This is a genomic window from Kitasatospora sp. NPDC048662, from assembly GCF_055587065.1.
Genome location: NZ_JBVJHA010000014.1, coordinates 117,800 through 135,216, shown reverse-complemented (window position 1 = coordinate 135,216; position 17,417 = coordinate 117,800). Strand labels below are relative to the sequence as shown.

Genomic DNA, 17,417 nt, shown 5'->3' with positions numbered 1-17,417 from the left:
CCACCGACCACCGACCACCGAACCGCTGACCACCGACCACCGACCTCCGACCACCGACCGACCCGCGCTCAAGCAGGCCAGTCGAGGCCACCAACTCCACTCCCCCATCCACGACTTCACCCTCACCGTCTGTCCGGAGGCTGTTGCCCATGACCACCGTGGCGTCCTCGCCGACTTCCGCCGCCCGTACCGTCCGCGTCCCGTACGCCGAGCTGCTCCGGTTCACCACCGACGTCTTCCTCGCCAACCAACTGCCGCCCGCACGCGCCAGGTTGGCAGCGGAGGCGCTGTGCTACGGGGACGTGGCGGGGATGGACTCGCACGGGCTGGTGAATCTGTCCCGGCTGTATCTGCCGTTGCTGGCGGAGGGGCGGGCCGATCCGCTGGCCGAGCCGGAGGTGGTGGCCGACCGGGGGGCGGCGGTGCTGGTGGATGCGAGGAACGCGCTCGGGCTCTGGCAGGCGGGCGCGGCAATGGAGTTGGCGGCGGACCGGGCGGAGCGGCTCGGCATCGGGCTGGTCTCGGTGCGGCGGGCGACGCACTTCGGGTGTGCGGGGCACCATGCGGCGCGGGTGACCGGGCGCGGCATGATCGGGCTGCTGGCGTCGAACTGCGGGCGGCAGCGGATCGCCCGTCCGCCGGGTGGCGCGGTCGCCCTGCTCGGCACCAATCCGTGGAGTGTGGCCGCACCGGCGGGTGAACTTCCGCCGTACGTGTTGGACATGAGTACGACGGCGGTTCCGACGGGACGGGTACGGGCAGCGGCGCGGGCCGGGCGGGCGATCCCGGAGGGGTGGCTGGCCGACGAGGACGGGCGTCCGGTGACGGACCCGGCTGCGTTCGACCGGGGCGAGGCGCATCTGCTGTGGCTGGGGTCGGGTTCGGGTGCCGAGTTCAAGGGGTTCGGGCTGGGGCTGATGGTGGAGGTGCTGGCGGCGATGCTGCCCGGCGCGGGTCTCGGCCCGGAGCCGACGGCGCTGGACGGGGACGGCGGTCCGACCGGCCGGGACGACGACATCGGCCTGTTCGCGCTGGCGATCGCCCCGGCGGCGCTCCGCGATCCGGAGCAAGTGGCCTCGGACGCACGGACCTTGTTCTCCACGGTGCTGGCCTGTCCGCCCGCCGCCGGCCAGGCCGGTCCGGTCGTCTATCCGGGCTGGCACGAGGCCCGGCGGACCGCTGCCGCACACCGCGACGGCGTGCCGCTGGCAGCCCCGCTGCTGGTCGAACTCGCCGCTGTGGCAGCCCAGTTCGGCGTGCGCCCGGTGGACGTGACCGTGGAGGTGGCGGAGTGAGCGGCCTGCGGGTGGGCGTGATCGGTCTCGGGGTGATCTCGCGGTTCTATCTGGCCGCGCTGGAGCAGGTCCCGGGCGTGCGGCTGGCAGCGGTGTGCGACCGGGACGCGGAGCTGCTGCGCGAGTTCGAGGGCCGGGTGGGGTGTTTCACGGACCACCGGGCGCTGCTGGCCGCAGGCGGGCTGGACGCCGTGGTGGTGACCGTCCCGAACGACCTGCACCTGACGATCTGCCGGGATGCGCTGAGGGCGGGTCTGCCGGTGTGCGTGGAGAAGCCGTTGGCGCTGCGGGCCACGGAGGGTGCGGACTTGGCCTCGCTGGCGGTCGAGCGCCGGGTGCCGCTGTTCACGGCGTTCCACCGGCGGTACAACGCGGCGGTGCGGGAGCTGTGCCGGACGCTGGAGGGTGCGGCGCCGGTGCGGTCGGTGACGGCGCGGTACTTCGAGCGGATCGAGGAGCATGTCGGCCGGGACCGCTGGTACTTGGACCCGGAGCGCTGCGGCGGCGGCTGCGTCGCCGACAACGGCCCGAACGCGTACGACCTGCTGCGGCTGCTGGCCGGGCCGATGCGGGTGGAGGCCGCGGAGGTGGTGCGGGACGAGGGCGGGGTGGACCGGTACGCGCTGCTGGAGCTGGCGGGTGCGCGCGGGGTGCGCGGCCGGATCGAGCTGGACTGGTCGTACCCGGGTGAACTGAAGGACGTCACCGTGGAGTTGGCGGACGGTTCGGTGCTGCGGGCGGACCTGCTGGCCGGGCACGACGGGTTCAAGCAGTCGCTGTGGCACGAATACGTCGGCATCGTCACCGCGTTCAAGAGACTCCTGACGGACGACGGCGACGCACGCGGCACCGGCTTCCGGGGGCCGGACGGGGTGGACGCGCTGCGCGTGGTCGAGGCGGCGTACCGGGCCGAGCGGGCGGGGGCGCGCAGGTGATCCGGCAGCGCGACGATCGGGCCCAACTGGCGTCCGCAGTACTGGAGAACGGGCCGAAGCGGACGGTGACGGGCACGCTGGTGAAGGTGCTGCTGCACAGTCGGACGGATCGCGGGATGAGCCTGGAGCCGTTCGCCAGCCGGTGCGTGCGGGTCGGCGAGGTGCACGAGTTGGTGACGACCGATCAGCGGGACACGGCGGCGGGTGCGCGGATCGACCGGGTCGGGTTCCTCGGCTTCGCGGAGATCGCGGCGGCGGGGGTGCTGGACCGGGGCGACGAGGTGTTCGTCGGGGCACACCGGGTGGGGACGGTGCTGGGCTTCGACGCCTGCCACTTTCCCAACCACTACAACGTGCTGATCGCGGCCGATCACCTGCTGACCGGCGAGAAGCTGGATCTGCGGCCGGAGTTGCCGGTGCGGTTCGTCCCGGCGGCCACGGAGTCCTGAGCAGGCGAACAGGGACTGTCTTGCGGCATGCCGAAGGCCCGGACCGGGGGGCGCCTCCCCGTTCCGGGCCCGAGTGCGTCAGGCCGTCGCCGGCCGCGCGGTGGGGCTCAGCGGCCCAGCAGCGGAACGTCCAACTCGCCCATGTGGTAGGCGCGGACGGCCTGGACCAGCTCCTCCACGGACAGCTGGCCGTCGCCGTTGGCGTCGATCTGGCGGAACGCCTCGGCCGGCTCGATGTTCTCGACACCGATGGCGTCCAGCCAGGTCTTGAACTCGGCCGGGTTGACCTGGCCGTCGCCATCCACGTCGACCAGCTCGACCATGGCCTGGATGGTCGGCTTGACGACGCGGCCGAAGCCGGCGCCGCCGTTCTCCAGGATGTGCTCCTCGGCGATGTGGTTGAACTGCTCGGGGGTGAGCGCACCGGCCTGCTCGTCGATGCCGGCCTTGTCGGCGAAGAAGCTCCACATGCCGAGGTAGGCCTCGGTCAGCTGGCGGCCCGCCGGGGAGGTCGGGACCTCGCCGAAGGCCTGCAGGATGCGCTGGGCCTCGGCGTCCCAGTCGGAGCGGTCGATCTGGCCGTCGCCGTTCACGTCCCAGAGGTCGAAGCGCTTCTGGGCACGGTCGAGCTGCACGGAGGTGGTCATCGGTGTCTCCACGTGAGTCTGGTGCGGGCGGCGGCGGCCGGTCCAGGGACAGGGCCGACGGGTGTCGCCCGCTGGGTTTCGAAGGAGCGGCCATCACACAATCGGTGCGGTCGGCCACGGAATGTCACACTACCGGCGCGCTGCGCTCCGCTTCGCCGTCACACCGCCAACCGGGTGACATGTCGCACATGTTGACTGACCGTCAGGCCGCATGGCGTGGAACTCCATGGCCTCCGCCACGATTTGGGGACGCGGTCAACGGTTTCAAGGCTCGTCTCCCGGGCGGGTGATCGAGGCCCGATTCGGCGGCGGCGGGCCCGCGCGGGGGCCGTAGTCTCGCTCCGTGACCGACACCTCCGCGACAAGGACCGCCGCGACCGGGACGCTCCCGCCGCTCCCGCTGATCGAACTCGCCCCGCAGGCCTTCGCCGCCGTGCACGCGCTGCACGGCGCCGTCGAGCAGGCCGCGGCGGCGGCCGGGCTGGAGCCGCTGCTGCTCGAACTGGTGCGGCTGCGCTGCTCGCAGCTGAACGGCTGCACGTACTGCGTGGACCTGCACACCACGGCCGCCCGGAAGGCCGGCGAATCGGAGGAGCGGCTCGGCCTGCTGGCGGCCTGGCGGGAGTCCGGCCCGCTGTTCACACCCCGTGAGCGCGCTGCGCTGGCCCTTGCGGAGGCGGTCACCCTGCTTCCCGACCACACGGCGGGCGCACGGGCGCAACGCGCGGCGCGCAACGTGCTGTCCGACCCCGAGGCGGCGTTCGTGGCCTGGGCGGCCACGGTGGTGAACGCGTACAACCGGATCGCGGTCACCTCCCGGCCGATTCCGGCAGCCGAGGGCTGAGGCCTCGCTGCCGCGGGTTCGCCCCTTGGCGAGTGGTGCGGCAGGCTGGAGGGATGACAGCGGTGCGCAACGGCCCCGGCGCGACGGCCGACGGCGGGTTCGCCGCGGCACTGGCGGCCGGGCCGGTGGTGCTGGACGGCGGGCTGTCCGCCCAACTCGCGTCGCAGGGCTGCGATTTGTCGGACGCGCTGTGGTCGGCGCGGTTGCTGCTGGACGATCCGCGGCAGTTGGTGGCGGCGCACCGGGCGTTCTTCGAGGCTGGGGCGCAGGTCGCCACCACGGCGAGCTACCAGGCGAGCCGGGCGGGTTTCGCGGCGCGCGGCGTGAGCACGGCGAAGGCGGACCGACTGCTGGCGTTGAGCGTGGAGTTGGCGCGGCAGGCGGCCGAGGAGGCGTCGGCGGAGCTGGGTGACGGACGGCCGCGCTGGGTGGCGGCGTCGGTGGGCCCGTACGGGGCGGTGCTGGCGGACGGCTCCGAGTACCGGGGCCACTACGGCCTGTCCGCTGCGGAGTTGACCGCCTTCCACCGTCCGCGCCTGGAGGTACTGGCGGCGGCCGGGCCGGACGCGCTGGCGGTGGAGACGGTGCCGGACCTGCTGGAGGCGCGCGTACTCGCGGAATGCGTCCGGGAGTTGGGGCTTCCCGCGTGGTTCTCGTTCGGTGCGGCGGACGGCCTGACCCGGGGCGGCGAGCCGCTCGCGGAGCCGTTCGCGTTGCTGGCGGACGTGCCGGAGGTGGTGGCGGTGGGCGTCAACTGCTGTGCGCCGCAAGAGGTTTCGTCAGCGGTGCGGCTGGCGGTGGAACTGACGGGCCGACCGGCGGTCGCGTACCCGAACAGCGGCGAGGGCTGGAACGCGACGGCCCACGACTGGGCGGGCCCGGCCTCGTTCGATCCCGCCGACGCACCGGGCTGGGTCGCGGCGGGCGCCCGACTCGTCGGCGGCTGCTGCCGGGTGGGCGCGGACCGGATCGCGGAGATGGCGGCCGCGATCGCCGAGCAGACCGCCGGCTGACACACTGCGCGGGCGCTCCGAATTCCACCCCCAGGCACGCAAGGGGCGGCTCGCGGGAGAGCGTGCCGGATCTTCTGACAGACTCCGCACACGACCCGACCAGGGGTGGCGAGCCACCGGCCGAGGCGCTCGCGCCGCCGGCCAACGCGCCCGGCCGGATCGTGGAGGTGGCGGCCGCCGGTGACAACTGCGGTTGATCGGAGGCCAGTTGGCGCGGGGCCCCGACAGTATGCAACGCCCGGCCCCGGTGTGGTGCAGCTCACGTGGAACTCGTGTGCCCGTGGGCGGCGGAGAAGGGTATGGATCCAGGATTTCGAGCCCGGATACGGGCAGGTGACGAGGGCGCCTTCGGGGTGCTGTTCCGTGAGCACGGCAAGGCGGTGTACAACCACTGCTTTCGGCTGACCGGCGACTGGTCGGGGGCGGAGGACTGCGCCTCGCTGGTGTTCCTCGAGGCGTGGCGGCTGCGGGAGAAGGCCGAGCCGACCGGCGGGAGTCTGCTGCCGTGGCTGCTGGGAATCGCGACGTTCGTGGTGCACCGCCGTCGCAGGGTGGCGCGCCGGCACCGTGCGTTGATGGAGCGGATGCCCGAGCCGGAGCTGTTGCCCGACTTCGCCGACGAGTTGGTCGGGCGGCTGGAGGACCAGGAGCGCATCGCCGCGGTGCGGGAGGTTCTCGAACATCTCTCCCGCACCGACCGGGAGGTGCTGGCGCTGTGCGTGTGGGCGGGGCTGGACTATGCGGCGGCCGCGCACGCGCTGGGGGTGCCGGTCGGCACGGTCCGTTCCCGGCTGTCCCGGGCCCGCCGCCGCTTGGACCGGCTCGCACAAAAAAATCTTGGCCTGCGGGTGGAACCTGCGGCCACAGGACGGCAGGTAACAGATGACCGCACCGAAGCGGTCGGGCCGAAGAAGGGGAACGCGTGATGACCGGGTACCAGGACGACGACCTGCAGACGCTGCGTCGGATGCTGCCGGCGCCCGCCGAACGCGACTTTCCCGCCGGCCGCGAACACCAGCGTGAGGAACACCTGATGAACAGCTTGCTGAACATGTCCCGCCGCGACAACGAGCAGCAGGACCTGAACGTGAAGCGTCGGCGTCTCGGCGTGCGGATCGCGCTGCCGGCCGCCCTGGTCGCCGCCGCGACCGGTGTCGTCCTGACCGCGCTGCCGACCCAGAGCGCGGCGGCGTACACCCTGCAGTCCGCCGACAACGGCACCGTGAAGCTCACCGTCGTCAACCCGGCGGGGAAGCTCGACCTCGCCAAGGTGCAGCGCGAGCTCGATCGGCTCGGCATCCGCGCCCGCGTCTACGCCGGCGACCCCAACTGCCAGGCCCCGGCGCCTCTGCCGTCCACTTCGGCCAGCTCTGCGCCCTCGAGCTCGCCGTCCGCCTCCGCGGGCGCCCCGTCCCCCTCCGCGATCGCCCCGTCCTTCTCCGCGAACCCCGCGCCCGAGGCCAGTGACCAGAGCTGGACCCTCGGCCGGGAGAACGGCAAGCTCGTCCTGATCCTCAACCCCGCTCGGATCCCCGCGGACAAGCAGGTGCAGATCGTCTTCCCGCTGGCGAAGACCGACCCGTCCCACGGCGCCAGCGTCATCATGGGCGGCCTGACCGACATCCCGGGCCCGGACTGCGCGCCCGCCCTGCCGGCCGACTCCATCGCGGACAACAACCCGCAGTAACCGTCACGCGGTCGGGGGAGGCAGCGGCTGTCCGCTGTCTCCCCCGCCGTGTTTCCGCGCGACGGACCGGCCCGGGGACGGGGAGGATGGGTCGGGTGGTCCACGGACGGAGAGGGGTCGCGGTGCGGGCGGTCGGTGTGGTGAACGGTCTCGGGGCGCGCTGGGGGCGTGAGTTGGCGTTCGGCTCCGGGCAGGTGTGGACGGCGGTGGGGGTGTGGCCGCTGCTCGCGGCGCTGGCGGCCGGGGCGGGCGAGCCGGTGCGCGAGGAGCTGGCGGAGGCTTTGGGGGTGCCGGCCGAGCAGGCCCCGGCGGCGGCGTCGGAGTTGCTGGAGCTGGTGCGACGGGTGCTGGGCTGCGCGGCGGCACTCGGGGTGTGGACGGCGGACGGCGTCGAGGTGGAGCCCGCCTGGGTGAAGCAGGTGGGCGCGTCGCTGTGGGGCCGGTTGACGGGCAGCCCGGACGGTGATCGGGCCGCGCTGGACCGGTGGGCGGCGGAGCAGACCGGCGGCCTGTTGCAGCGGATGCCGGTGGACGTCGCGGGAGTGGAGCTGCTGCTGGCGTCGGCGGTGACGGTGCGGACCAAGTGGGCGGCGCCGTTCCGGACGGTTCGGCAGCGCTTGACCGAAGGCCCTTGGGCGCAGCGGGAGTTGGTGGGGCTGGAGGCCTCCGGCGCCGAGCTGTACGAGCGGATCGCGGTGGCGGAGACCTCGACCGGACCGGTGACGGAGGTCCGGGTGGTCGGGGACGGCGAGGTGGACGTCCACCTGGTGCTCGGCGGGGAGGGCGCGGCGCCGGGGGCGGTGGTGGCGGCCGGGTTCGAGCTGGTGTCGGGCGCGTCGCGGCGGATGCCGATGGACGGCCTGTCGGACGGGGAACCGTGGCCGGGGCTGAAGTTGACGATGGTCGACTCGACGTCGCCGCACAACCTCGGCACGTTGACCACGGTGGCGTTCTCGGTGCGGGCCGAGCACGACCTGCTGGCGAGTGCGGAGGTGTTCGGGCTGCGAACGGCCGCCCGGGACGGCGACTGGTTCCGGGGAATCAGCCGGAGTATTGCCTTGAAGGTGTCGCAGGCCCGGCAGGTGGCGATGGCGGAGTTCTCGGCGGAGGGCTTCGAGGCGGGAGCGGTGACGGCACTGGCGATGACCAGGGCCGCCGCGCTGGTCTCCCGCCGGTTCCGGGTGCGGCGTGCGGTGGCGCGTTTCGACCGGCCGTTCGCGTTCCTGGCGGTGCACCGCGCGTCGGGCCTGGTGCTGATGGCGGGCTGGGTGGCGGATCCCGCCACGAAGGCCTGAGCCCGCACCGCCCGCACCGCACCGTGCAGCACCGTGCAGCACCGTGCAGCACCGCACCCGCACCGCCCGCACCGCACCGCACCACACCGCCCGCGCAGCACCCCACCGCACAGCCCGCACCCGAGCCGCCCGCGCCGCACCACACCAGCCGTAACGCACCAGCCGTACCGCACCGGTGTGAGCTGCCGGGGTCGCCGGGGTAGTACCGTCGGAGCACGGTAGGTGGGGTCGGCATTGCCGACCGGTGGTCAGTGGAGGTGGGCCGGTGTCCGGTGCGATCCAGTCGCTGTCGCGGGCGGCCGCGATCCTGCGCCTGTTGGCGGGCGGGGAGCGGCGGCTCGGGCTGTCGGAGGTGGCGACGGGGCTCGGGCTGGCGAAGGGGACGGCGCACGGCATTCTACGGACGCTGCAGCAGGAGGGGTTCGTCGAGCAGGACCCGGACAGCGGCAAGTACCAGTTGGGGGCGGAGCTGTTGCGGCTCGGCCAGAGCTACCTGGACGTGCACGAGTTGCGGGCCCGGGCGCTGGTGTGGGCGGACGATCTGGCGCGGGCGGCGGGCGAGACGGTGTACCTGGGGGTGCTGCACCAGCGGGGGGTGCTGGTGGTGCATCACGTGTTCCGGCCGGACGATTCGCGGCAGGTGCTGGAGGTCGGTTCGATGCAGCCGCTGCACGCGACGGCGCTGGGCAAGGTGTTGCTGGCGTACGACCCGGTGGCGCGCGGCGAGTTGGGCGACGGGCCGTGGGAGGCGTTCACGCCGCGGACGGTGACCGAGCCGGCGGCGCTGGACGCGCAGTGCGCGCTGGTGCGGGAGCGGGGCTGGGCGGACGCGGTGGAGGAGACCTGGGAGGGCGTGGCCTCGGTGGCGGCGCTGATCCAGGACCGGCGGCGCAACCCGGTGGGCGCGGTGTGCGTGAGCGGCGCGGTGGAGACGGTGTGCGAGGGCGGGGCGGTGCGCCCGTCGCTGGTGGCGTCGGTGCGGACGGCGGCGCGGGCGATCTCCCGTGACCTCGGGGCGCACCGGTTCTGAGGGTGTCCGGTGGGCAGCGGGTGATCGTCCGGCGGCGGTGCGTGGCCGTCGGGGCGTCGCGGGTCACCACGCCTTGACGTCGGGCGTCCGGCTGCTGTTGGCTTCCAAACGTCGGTCGACATTGTCGAACGACGGCTGGAGGGTCCGGGCGTTCCGCGCCGCCCGCGTGGTTTGCCGGACCCGCGCGCACGGGGACTGACGAAGGGTCAGCCCCGTCCCCCGTTGACGTCCCTGAGCCGAGCCGAGGAACCGCATGACTGCCAGCTACATCGCCGCGATCGACCAGGGCACCACGTCCAGCCGGTGCATCCTGTTCGGGGCGGACGGCCGGATCGTCGCCGTCGAGCAGCAGGAGCACGCGCAGTTGTTCCCGCAGCCGGGCTGGGTGGAGCACGACGCGGCGGAGATCTGGACGCGGGTGCAGGCGGTGGTGCGGGGCGCGCTGGAGAAGGCGGGGCTGACCCGGAAAGACATCCGGGCGGTCGGCATCACCAACCAGCGTGAGACCACGGTGCTGTGGGACCGGCACACCGGTGAGCCGGTGCACCACGCGATCGTCTGGCAGGACACCCGCACCGAGGCGCTCTGCCGGGAGTTGGGCCGCAATGTCGGGCAGGACCGGTTCCGCCGGGAGACGGGCCTGCCGCTGGCCAGCTACTTCGCGGGGCCGAAGATCCGCTGGCTGCTGGACAACGTGGAGGGGCTGCGCGAGCGCGCCGAGGCCGGCGACATCCTGTTCGGCACCATGGACACCTGGGTGATCTGGAACCTGACCGGCGGCGTCAACGGCGGCCGGCACGTCACGGATGTCACCAACGCCTCCCGCACCCTGCTGATGAACCTGCACACGCTGGAGTGGGACGAGCGGATCGCCGAGTCGATCGGCGTGCCGATGGCGATGCTGCCGCAGATCCGTTCCTCCGCCGAGGTGTACGGCGAGGCGGTCGGGGTGTTGGCGGGTGTGCCGGTGGCGGCGGCGCTCGGCGACCAGCAGGCCGCGCTGTTCGGCCAGACCTGTTTCGACGTGGGCGAGGCGAAGTCCACGTACGGCACCGGAACGTTCCTGCTGCTGAACACCGGCGAGCGGATCGTCAACTCCTACCACGGGCTGCTCACCACGGTCGGCTACCGGATCGGCGACCAGCCGCCGGTGTACGCCCTGGAGGGATCGATCGCGGTCACCGGTTCGCTGGTGCAGTGGCTGCGCGACCAGCTCGGCATCATCTCCACGGCGGCCGAGATCGAGACCCTGGCGGGCACCGTCGAGGACAACGGCGGCGCGTACTTCGTGCCCGCGTTCTCCGGCCTGTTCGCCCCTTACTGGCGTTCCGACGCGCGCGGTGTGATCACCGGCCTGACCAGGTACGTCACCAAGGGCCACCTGGCGCGGGCGGTGCTGGAGGCGACCGCCTGGCAGACCCGCGAGGTGGTGGACGCCATGGAGAAGGACTCCGGTGTCACGCTGACCGCGCTGAAGGTGGACGGCGGCATGACGTCCAACAACCTGTTGATGCAGAACATCGCGGACGTGCTGAACGTCCCGGTGGAGCGCCCGTACGTCGCCGAGACCACCGCGCTCGGCGCGGCCTACGCGGCCGGCCTGGCGGTCGGCTTCTGGGACGGGCTGGACACGCTGCGCGCCAACTGGCACCGGGCCGCCGAGTGGACGCCCCGGATGGACGACGCGACCCGCGAGCGCGAGCACCGCAACTGGCTGAAGGCGGTGGAGCGCACCATGGGCTGGATCGAGCAGGACGAGGAGCAGCCGCAGCTCTGACGCCACCGCCCGCCACAGCCCGCCACTCTGACCCGTGTCAGAGCCACCGTTCCCGATCGGAAGGAGACGCGGAACCGGCCGCGAACCGGGCCCGCCGCACACACCATGGCAAGCATCCCGACCCTGGGCGCCGAGCGCGCCGCCGGCCGCGTCGCCTCCCGCGCCGCCACCCGCGAGCTGCTCGGCCGGGCCCGCTACGACCTGCTGGTCATCGGCGGCGGCATCCTCGGCACCGCCACCGCCTGGACGGCCGCCCAGGCCGGGCTGAAGGTGGCCATGGTGGACGCCGGGGACTTCGCGAACGCCACGTCCTCCGCGTCCTCGAAGCTGGTCCACGGCGGGCTGCGCTACCTGCAGACCGGCGCGGTCAAGCTGGTCGCGGAGAACCACAAGGAGCGCCGGGCGCTGGCCACCGACGTGGCCCCGCACCTGGTCAACCCGCTGACCTTCTTCGTCCCGGTCTACGAGGGCGGCCCGCACTCGGCGCCCAAGCTGGGCGCGGGTGTGTTCCTGTACTCGGCGCTGTCCGCGTTCCGCGACGGCCTGGGCCGGGTGGTCTCGCCGAAGGCGGCGGCCCGCGCGGTGCCGGGGCTGCGCACCGAGGGCCTGCGGCGGGTCGCGGTGTACGGCGACCACCAGATGAACGATGCCCGGATGGCCGTGATGACGGTGCGGGCGGCGGTGGACGCGGGTGCGGTGGTGCTCAACCACGCCGAGGTGACGGGTCTGCGCTTCACCCGCGGCCGGGTGAGCGGCGCGGAGGTCCGCGACCGCCTCGACGGCACCGAGTTCGGCATCGACGCGCGCCTGGTGCTGAACGCCACCGGCCCGTGGGTGGACCACCTGCGGCGGATGGAGTTCCCGGGCGCCGAGCCGTCGATCCGGTTGTCGAAGGGCGCGCACGTGGTGCTGCGCCGGCAGGCGCCGTGGCGGGCCGCGCTGACCATTCCGATCGACCAGTACCGGGTGTCCTTCGCCATCCCGTGGGAGGACCACGTCCTGCTGGGCACCACCGACGAGGAGTACACCGGCGACCCGCTGGATGTGCGGGCCACCGACGCGGACATCGACCAGATCCTGTCCGAGGCGGGGCACGCGGTGCGCGAGGAGCACCTGCGGCGCGAGGACATCACGTACGCCTTCGCGGGCCTGCGGGTGCTGCCGGGCGGTCCGGGGGCGACGGCGGCGGCCAAGCGGGAGACGGTGGTCACCGAGGGCCGGGGCGGGATGCTGTCGGTGGCGGGCGGCAAGTGGACCACCTACCGGCACATCGGCCGGGTGGTGCTGGAGAAGCTGAAGAACTCCCGGGGCGTGGGCCTGGCCGAGGACATCTCGCCGTTCCCCGCCACGGTGCCGCTGCCGGGCATCGGCGCCCCGCAGGCGGTCGCGCACCGGCTGCTGATGGACCGCGAGCCTGGCTCCCGGATGGACCCGCTGGTGGCCCGCCACCTGGCCACCCACTACGGCACGCTGTCGTTCGAGATCGCCCGGCTGATCGCCGAACGCCCCGAACTGGGCGAGCGGGTGCACCCGGACGGGCCGGACGTGTGGGCGCAGGTGGTGTACGCCGCCGAGCAGGAGTGGGCGTACACGGTGGACGACGCGCTTCGGCGGCGTACCACGCTGACGGTGCGCGGGCTGGACACCGAGGAGGTCCGCAAGCGCACGGCGGAGCTGCTGGCGCGGTAGTACGCGCCGGAACGCGACGACGCCCTCCGGGAGAGAAGCGGGATCCGGAGGGCGTCGCGGTCTGTGGGGTGCTGCGCGCTAGATGACGAGGCTGAGCGGCAGGATCAGGGCGATCGCGACCACCGAGATCACCGTCTCCATCACCGACCAGGACTTCAGCGTCTGGCCGACGCTCATCCCGAAGTACTCCTTCACCAGCCAGAAGCCGGCGTCGTTGACGTGCGACAGGAACAGCGACCCGGCGCCGATGGCGAGCACCATGAGCGCGGCGTGGGTGGTCGACATGTCGGCGGCCAGTGGGCCCACGATGCCGGCGGCGGTGATGGTGGCGACCGTGGCGGAGCCGGTGGCGAGGCGGATCAGCACGGCGATCAGCCAGCCGAGCAGCAGCGCGGAGATGTGCCACTTGCCGGACCACTCGCTGACCGCCTGGCCGACGCCGACATCGATCAGGGTCTGCTTGAAGCCGCCGCCCGCGCCGACGATGAACACGATGCCGGCGATCGGGCCGAGCGAGCTGCCGACCGTCTCGGAGATCCGGGCCTTGTCGAACCCGGCGGCCCTGCCGAGGGTGACCATGGCGAGCAGGGTGGCGGCGAGCAGCGCGATCAGCGGGGAGCCGATGAAGTCGAAGAACCGCTGAGCGGTGTTCTTCGGGTCGTCGATCACCACGTCGGCGAGGGCCTTGCCGAGCATCAGCGCGACCGGCAGCAGGATGGTGGCGAGGACGGCACCGAACCGCGGGGTCTTCTCGTGCTTGACGGTCTCGGCGGGCGTGGTGTCGGCCGGGATCTCCAGCGGGCCGACCCAGCGCTGGGCGAACCGGGAGAACAGCGGGCCGGCCACGATCAGGGTGGGGACGGCGATCAGCAGGCCGAGCGCGAGGGTGACGCCGAGGTCGGCCTTGAGGGCGTCAACGGCGACCAGCGGGCCCGGGTGCGGGGGGACCAGGCCGTGCAGCACGGACAGGCCGGCCAGCGCGGGGATGCCGATCCGCATCAGCGGGACGTTGCCGCGGCGGGCGACCAGCAGCACGATCGGGATCAGCAGGACGACGCCGACCTCGAAGAACAGCGGCAGGCCGAGCACGGCGGCGATCAGCGCCATCGCCCAGGGCAGCATCTTCGGGCCGGTCCGGGCGAGCACCGTGTCGGCGATGATGTTGGCGCCGCCGGAGTCGGCGAGCAGTTTGCCGAGCATCGCGCCGAGGCCGATCAGGAGGCCGACCGAGGCGACGGTGGAGCCGAATCCGGTGGAGAAGCTGCTCAGCAGCTTGTCGAACGGCGCGCCGGCGACGGCGGCGAGCAGGCCCGAGCCGAGGGTGAGCGCCAGGAACGGGTGCAGCTTGAACTTGGTGATCAGCAGCACGATGGCGCCGATGCTGAGCAGCACCGCGAGCAGCAACTGGCCGTTGCTGGACGTGTGGGGGAGCGCCGGCGCGGCGGCGGCCAGCAGGGTGGGGGTCACGCGAGTCTCCATTGACGGGCCGGCACCGCCCGGGGGTCCGGTGGGCGGCGGCGGGGTGTGACGGGTCTGGCGGGGATCAGTTCGGCAGGGTGGCGACGGCGCGTTCGACGAGGGTGTCGGGGTCGGCGTCGACGTCCAGCACGGTGCCGTTCTCGTCCGCCTGGAGCGGTTCGAGGGTGGCGTACTGGGAGTCCAGCAGCGAGGTCGGCATGAAGTGGCCGGTGCGGTGGGCCAGTCGGTCGCCGACCAGCTCGTGGCTGCCGGTCAGGTGCAGGAAGAACGCCTCGGGGCAGGCGGCCCGCAGGGTGTCGCGGTAGCTGCGCTTGAGGGCGGAGCAGGTGACGACGCCGCCGGTGCCGGCCTCGGCCCGCTCGCCGAGCCAGGCGCCGAGAGCGCGCAGCCAGGGCTGCCGGTCCTGGTCGTCCAGCGGGATCCCGGCGCTCATCTTGGCGATGTTGGCGGCGGGGTGGAAGTCGTCGGCCTCGGCGTACGGGAGGCCGAGGCGGTGGGCGAGCAGTCGGGCGACGGTGGTCTTCCCGACTCCGGAGACGCCCATCACCACGATGACGGGCGGCTGCTGGTTCTCGACGCTGAGAGCCATGGGTGGTGCTCCTGTCCTTGCCTGGTCCCCGGCAAGGTAAGCCCAAAGGTATGACTTATTCAAGCCACCGAAACCCAATCGTCATACGTATATGCATCGCCTCTAGGCATCGCCGCAGGTGGGAGCCGTTCGGCACTCCCCCACCCCCGGGTCGGCCGTGATCTCGCCGATAGGCTGGCCCGATGGAGATCCAGGGCCTGCCCGGCCGTCTGCTTGCCCACCTCGGTCCGGCGATCGCCTCCGGCGAGCTGCCCGCCGGCACCGTGCTGCGCACCGAGGAACTGGAGGAGCAGCACGGGGTGTCCCGCACGGTGGTGCGGGAGGCGGTGCGCGTCCTGGAGTCGATGCGGCTGGTCGAGCCGCGCCGCCGGGTCGGGATCACGGTGCGGCCGCAGGCCGACTGGGACGTGTTCGACCCGCTGGTCATCCGCTGGCGCCTGGCCGGCGCGGGCCGCTCCGCGCAGCTGCGCTCGCTCGGCTCACTGCGGGTCGCGGTGGAGCCGGCCGCGGCGTCGCTGGCGGCCCGCCACGCCAGCGACGACGACCGGCGCGAACTCAGCGCACTGGCCGTCGAACTGACCGTCACCGCCCGGGCGGCGGACCTGGAGTCCTTCCTCGCGCACGACATCGCCTTCCACGCGGCGGTGCTGCGGGCCTCCGGGAACGAGATGTTCGCACACCTGAAGGACACCGTCGGCGCGGTGCTGACCGGCCGCACCGAACACCGGCTGATGCCGCACCGGCCGCGCGAGTACGCGGTGCAACTGCACCGGGAGGTCGCGGAGGCGATCTGCGCGGGCGAGCCGGAACTGGCCGAACGCGCGATGCGCACCATCGTGGTCGGCGCGCTGGAGGAACTGGACGCGACCCTGCCGGACTGACCCTCTTGCGGGCCTGAATACGATTCCCGACAGGGGGTTGACGGTCCGTCGGCGCGACACGCCCGGATTGAGTGGAAATCAGCCGAGTGGCGGCATACCTTCACCCTTATTGGGGCAGTCTGGGGAGCACCGGACGGGTGCGCATCCGACAGGGGGTGGCGATGGCGCGTCGTCGGCGCAATCGGCTGCCGGACGAGGTGCGGGCGGCCGCGGTCCGGGCGGGCCTGGCATTCGCGTTCACTGTGGTGACGGTGATAGTCGCCGTCCTGGCGTCCTGGTCGCACACCGCCCTCATCGTGCCCGCGCTGGCGACGATGGCAATGGGCGTCTTCGTCCTGGCCTGGTGCCTGATAGACATCGTGGTCTCCCGCCAGGTTGCGGCAAGCCGCCGCCGCACACCCAACTCGGCCGGCCCGATGACGGGTTCACGCGCAGGAGGGAACCCAGGGGCGCGAGGAACTGCGCGGCCAGCCATGCACCAGCAGCCAGATCGCCGCGCAGGATGGTGAGTTGGGGGCTCGGGGAACTGCGCGCAGCGGAAGGCACCCGGCCGCCGGATCGCAAGACAGTGCAAGTCATCGTCCTGCATCGCGATCTGGCCGACCGTGCTCGGCTGGCCGCGCCGTTCTCCCCCAGCCCTGGCGGGCCGGGAGGTCCCCCCCACGCGCCCCCGGGTTCGCGCCCTCCGCGGTCTCAGCCCCTGGAGCCCACGGCGTAGCCGTACTGCGCCGGCCAGTTGCGCTGCGCGCCCAGCGCCTTCGCCGCGTGCAGCGGCCAGTACGGGTCGCGGAGCAGCTCGCGGCCGAGCATGACCACGTCCGCGCTGCCGTCCGCCAGGACGGTTTCGGCCTGGGCAGGCTCCGAGATCATCCCGACCGCGCTGACCGGAACGCCGGCCTGCTCGCGGATCTGCGCGGCGAACGGCACCTGGTAGCCGGGCCCGACGACGATCTTCGCGTTCGGAACGAGGCCGCCGGAGGAGACGTCGATCAGGTCGATGCCGATGGCCTGGAGTTCCTTGGCGAGCAGGGCGCTCTCCTCGACCGTCCAGCTCGGCTCGTCGGTGACCCAGTCCGTCGCGGAGACGCGGAACAGCACGGGCAGGTCCGCGGGCCACACGGCCCGCACCGCGGTGGCGATTTCGCGGGCGAGGCGGGTGCGGCCGGCGAAGTCGCCGCCGTAGCCGTCGGTGCGGTGGTTGGTGAGCGGGGAGAGGAACTGGTGGATCAGGTAGCCGTGGGCGCCGTGCACCTCGACCACCTGGAAGCCGGCGGCCAGGGCGCGGCGGGCGGCGGACGCGAAGTCCTCGATCAGTTCGGCGATCTGGGCCTCCGTCAGCTCGGCGGGTGCGGGGTAACCGTCGTCGAACGGGATCGGCGAGGCGCCGACGACCGGGAAGCCGCCGTCCTCGACGGCGAGCGGGCCGCCGCCCGCGCCGGCCTTCGCGGTGGAGGCCTTGCGGCCGGCGTGGGCCAGCTGGATCGCGGGTACCGAGCCGTGTGCGCGGATCAGGGCGGTGATCCGGGCGAGGGCGTCCTGCTGGCGGTCGTTCCACAGGCCGAGGTCCCACGGGGAGATCCGGGCGTCGGGGCGGACGCCGGTGGCCTCGACCATGACGAGGCCGGCGCCGCCGGCGGCGCGGGAGCCGAGGTGGGCGAGGTGGAAGTCGGTGGCGACGCCGGCCTCGGGGCCTTCGGCGGCGGCCGAGTACATGCACATCGGGCTGAGCCAGATCCGGTTGGGGATGGTCAGCGAACGGAGGGTGATCGGCTCGAACAGGGCGCTCACGACGGCCCGTCCTTCCTGT

At 73.0% G+C, this 17,417-nt stretch carries 16 protein-coding genes; 12 read left to right on the top strand and 4 right to left on the bottom strand.

What is annotated here, in order from left to right:
• The first annotated feature begins 149 nt into the window (after window positions 1–149).
• Genes ACZ6R9_RS29275 through ACZ6R9_RS29265 form a run of 3 tightly spaced genes read left to right on the top strand, consistent with a single transcriptional unit; the run spans window position 150 to window position 2,679 of the window.
• Entirely contained in the window at window positions 150–1,295 is a 1,146-nt protein-coding gene (locus ACZ6R9_RS29275; protein WP_465541449.1) for an Ldh family oxidoreductase, read from the top strand.
• Window positions 1,292–2,230, top strand: coding sequence for a Gfo/Idh/MocA family protein (locus ACZ6R9_RS29270; RefSeq protein WP_465541447.1), 939 nt, complete (start codon window positions 1,292–1,294; stop codon window positions 2,228–2,230). The genes ACZ6R9_RS29275 and ACZ6R9_RS29270 overlap by 4 nt, the downstream gene beginning before the upstream one ends.
• The gene (locus ACZ6R9_RS29265; RefSeq protein ID WP_465541445.1) at window positions 2,227–2,679 is read left to right on the top strand and encodes a DUF6917 domain-containing protein; all 453 of its coding nucleotides are present in this window, start codon (window positions 2,227–2,229) and stop codon (window positions 2,677–2,679) included. Before ACZ6R9_RS29270 ends, ACZ6R9_RS29265 begins: the two co-directional genes overlap by 4 nt.
• A 107-nt stretch (window positions 2,680–2,786) precedes the next feature.
• Here the strand turns inward: ACZ6R9_RS29265 and ACZ6R9_RS29260 are convergent, their stop codons facing one another.
• A complete protein-coding gene (locus tag ACZ6R9_RS29260; RefSeq protein ID WP_380484887.1) occupies window positions 2,787–3,326 on the bottom strand; it encodes an EF-hand domain-containing protein in 540 nt (179 codons plus the stop codon).
• Between the two features lie 343 nt (window positions 3,327–3,669).
• Between ACZ6R9_RS29260 and ACZ6R9_RS29255 the strand changes: the two genes are divergently transcribed.
• From ACZ6R9_RS29255 to ACZ6R9_RS29220, 8 genes are all read left to right on the top strand, one after another.
• Window positions 3,670–4,170 (top strand): carboxymuconolactone decarboxylase family protein, encoded by a 501-nt coding sequence (locus tag ACZ6R9_RS29255; RefSeq protein WP_465541441.1) that lies wholly within the window; start codon window positions 3,670–3,672, stop codon window positions 4,168–4,170.
• A 53-nt stretch (window positions 4,171–4,223) separates the two neighbouring features.
• A complete protein-coding gene (gene mmuM, locus ACZ6R9_RS29250) occupies window positions 4,224–5,183 on the top strand; it encodes a homocysteine S-methyltransferase (protein WP_465541440.1) in 960 nt (319 codons plus the stop codon).
• A 299-nt stretch (window positions 5,184–5,482) separates the two neighbouring features.
• Window positions 5,483–6,109, top strand: a complete 627-nt coding sequence (locus ACZ6R9_RS29245; RefSeq protein WP_380484892.1) for an RNA polymerase sigma factor — start codon at window positions 5,483–5,485, stop codon at window positions 6,107–6,109.
• Window positions 6,109–6,870, top strand: a complete 762-nt coding sequence (locus ACZ6R9_RS29240) for a hypothetical protein (protein ID WP_465541439.1) — start codon at window positions 6,109–6,111, stop codon at window positions 6,868–6,870. Before ACZ6R9_RS29245 ends, ACZ6R9_RS29240 begins: the two co-directional genes overlap by 1 nt.
• A gap of 122 nt (window positions 6,871–6,992) precedes the next feature.
• Complete coding sequence (locus tag ACZ6R9_RS29235; protein ID WP_465541438.1) at window positions 6,993–8,165, top strand: serpin family protein; 1,173 nt, start codon at window positions 6,993–6,995, stop codon at window positions 8,163–8,165.
• A gap of 265 nt (window positions 8,166–8,430) precedes the next feature.
• On the top strand, window positions 8,431–9,195 hold the full coding sequence (locus ACZ6R9_RS29230) for an IclR family transcriptional regulator (RefSeq protein ID WP_189277139.1): 765 nt from the start codon (window positions 8,431–8,433) through the stop codon (window positions 9,193–9,195).
• 253 nt (window positions 9,196–9,448) lie between these two features.
• Complete coding sequence (gene glpK, locus ACZ6R9_RS29225; protein ID WP_465541436.1) at window positions 9,449–10,972, top strand: glycerol kinase GlpK; 1,524 nt, start codon at window positions 9,449–9,451, stop codon at window positions 10,970–10,972.
• Window positions 10,973–11,077: 105 nt separating this feature from the next.
• Window positions 11,078–12,661: a glycerol-3-phosphate dehydrogenase/oxidase gene (locus ACZ6R9_RS29220; RefSeq protein WP_380484901.1), complete on the top strand. Its 1,584-nt coding sequence runs from the start codon at window positions 11,078–11,080 to the stop codon at window positions 12,659–12,661.
• A gap of 78 nt (window positions 12,662–12,739) precedes the next feature.
• Here the strand turns inward: ACZ6R9_RS29220 and ACZ6R9_RS29215 are convergent, their stop codons facing one another.
• Window positions 12,740–14,140 carry a GntT/GntP/DsdX family permease gene (locus ACZ6R9_RS29215; RefSeq protein ID WP_465541434.1) on the bottom strand — a complete coding sequence of 467 codons (1,401 nt, stop codon included), beginning with the start codon at window positions 14,138–14,140 and terminating at the stop codon, window positions 12,740–12,742.
• A gap of 64 nt (window positions 14,141–14,204) precedes the next feature.
• Window positions 14,205–14,729, bottom strand: a complete 525-nt coding sequence (locus ACZ6R9_RS29210) for a gluconokinase (protein WP_380484905.1) — start codon at window positions 14,727–14,729, stop codon at window positions 14,205–14,207.
• Between the two features lie 182 nt (window positions 14,730–14,911).
• Here ACZ6R9_RS29210 and ACZ6R9_RS29205 point away from each other — a divergent pair, with 182 nt between their 5' ends.
• Entirely contained in the window at window positions 14,912–15,610 is a 699-nt protein-coding gene (locus ACZ6R9_RS29205) for a FadR/GntR family transcriptional regulator (protein WP_380484907.1), read from the top strand.
• 693 nt (window positions 15,611–16,303) lie between these two features.
• Here the strand turns inward: ACZ6R9_RS29205 and ACZ6R9_RS29200 are convergent.
• Window positions 16,304–17,398, bottom strand: coding sequence for an NADH:flavin oxidoreductase/NADH oxidase (locus tag ACZ6R9_RS29200; protein ID WP_380484910.1), 1,095 nt, complete (start codon window positions 17,396–17,398; stop codon window positions 16,304–16,306).
• Between the last annotated feature and the right edge of the window lie 19 nt (window positions 17,399–17,417).

Bases quoted from the DNA above. Each gene is read 5' to 3' on its own strand.
- ACZ6R9_RS29275 (WP_465541449.1), top strand. From the start codon at position 150: ATGACCACCGTGGCGTCCTCGCCGACTTCCGCCGCCCGTACCGTCCGC.
- ACZ6R9_RS29260 (WP_380484887.1), bottom strand. From the start codon at position 3,326: ATGACCACCTCCGTGCAGCTCGACCGTGCCCAGAAGCGCTTCGACCTC.
- mmuM (WP_465541440.1), top strand. From the start codon at position 4,224: ATGACAGCGGTGCGCAACGGCCCCGGCGCGACGGCCGACGGCGGGTTC.
- ACZ6R9_RS29245 (WP_380484892.1), top strand. From the start codon at position 5,483: ATGGATCCAGGATTTCGAGCCCGGATACGGGCAGGTGACGAGGGCGCC.
- ACZ6R9_RS29240 (WP_465541439.1), top strand. From the start codon at position 6,109: ATGACCGGGTACCAGGACGACGACCTGCAGACGCTGCGTCGGATGCTG.
- glpK (WP_465541436.1), top strand. From the start codon at position 9,449: ATGACTGCCAGCTACATCGCCGCGATCGACCAGGGCACCACGTCCAGC.
- ACZ6R9_RS29220 (WP_380484901.1), top strand. From the start codon at position 11,078: ATGGCAAGCATCCCGACCCTGGGCGCCGAGCGCGCCGCCGGCCGCGTC.
- ACZ6R9_RS29215 (WP_465541434.1), bottom strand. From the start codon at position 14,140: ATGGAGACTCGCGTGACCCCCACCCTGCTGGCCGCCGCCGCGCCGGCG.
- ACZ6R9_RS29210 (WP_380484905.1), bottom strand. From the start codon at position 14,729: ATGGCTCTCAGCGTCGAGAACCAGCAGCCGCCCGTCATCGTGGTGATG.
- ACZ6R9_RS29205 (WP_380484907.1), top strand. From the start codon at position 14,912: ATGGAGATCCAGGGCCTGCCCGGCCGTCTGCTTGCCCACCTCGGTCCG.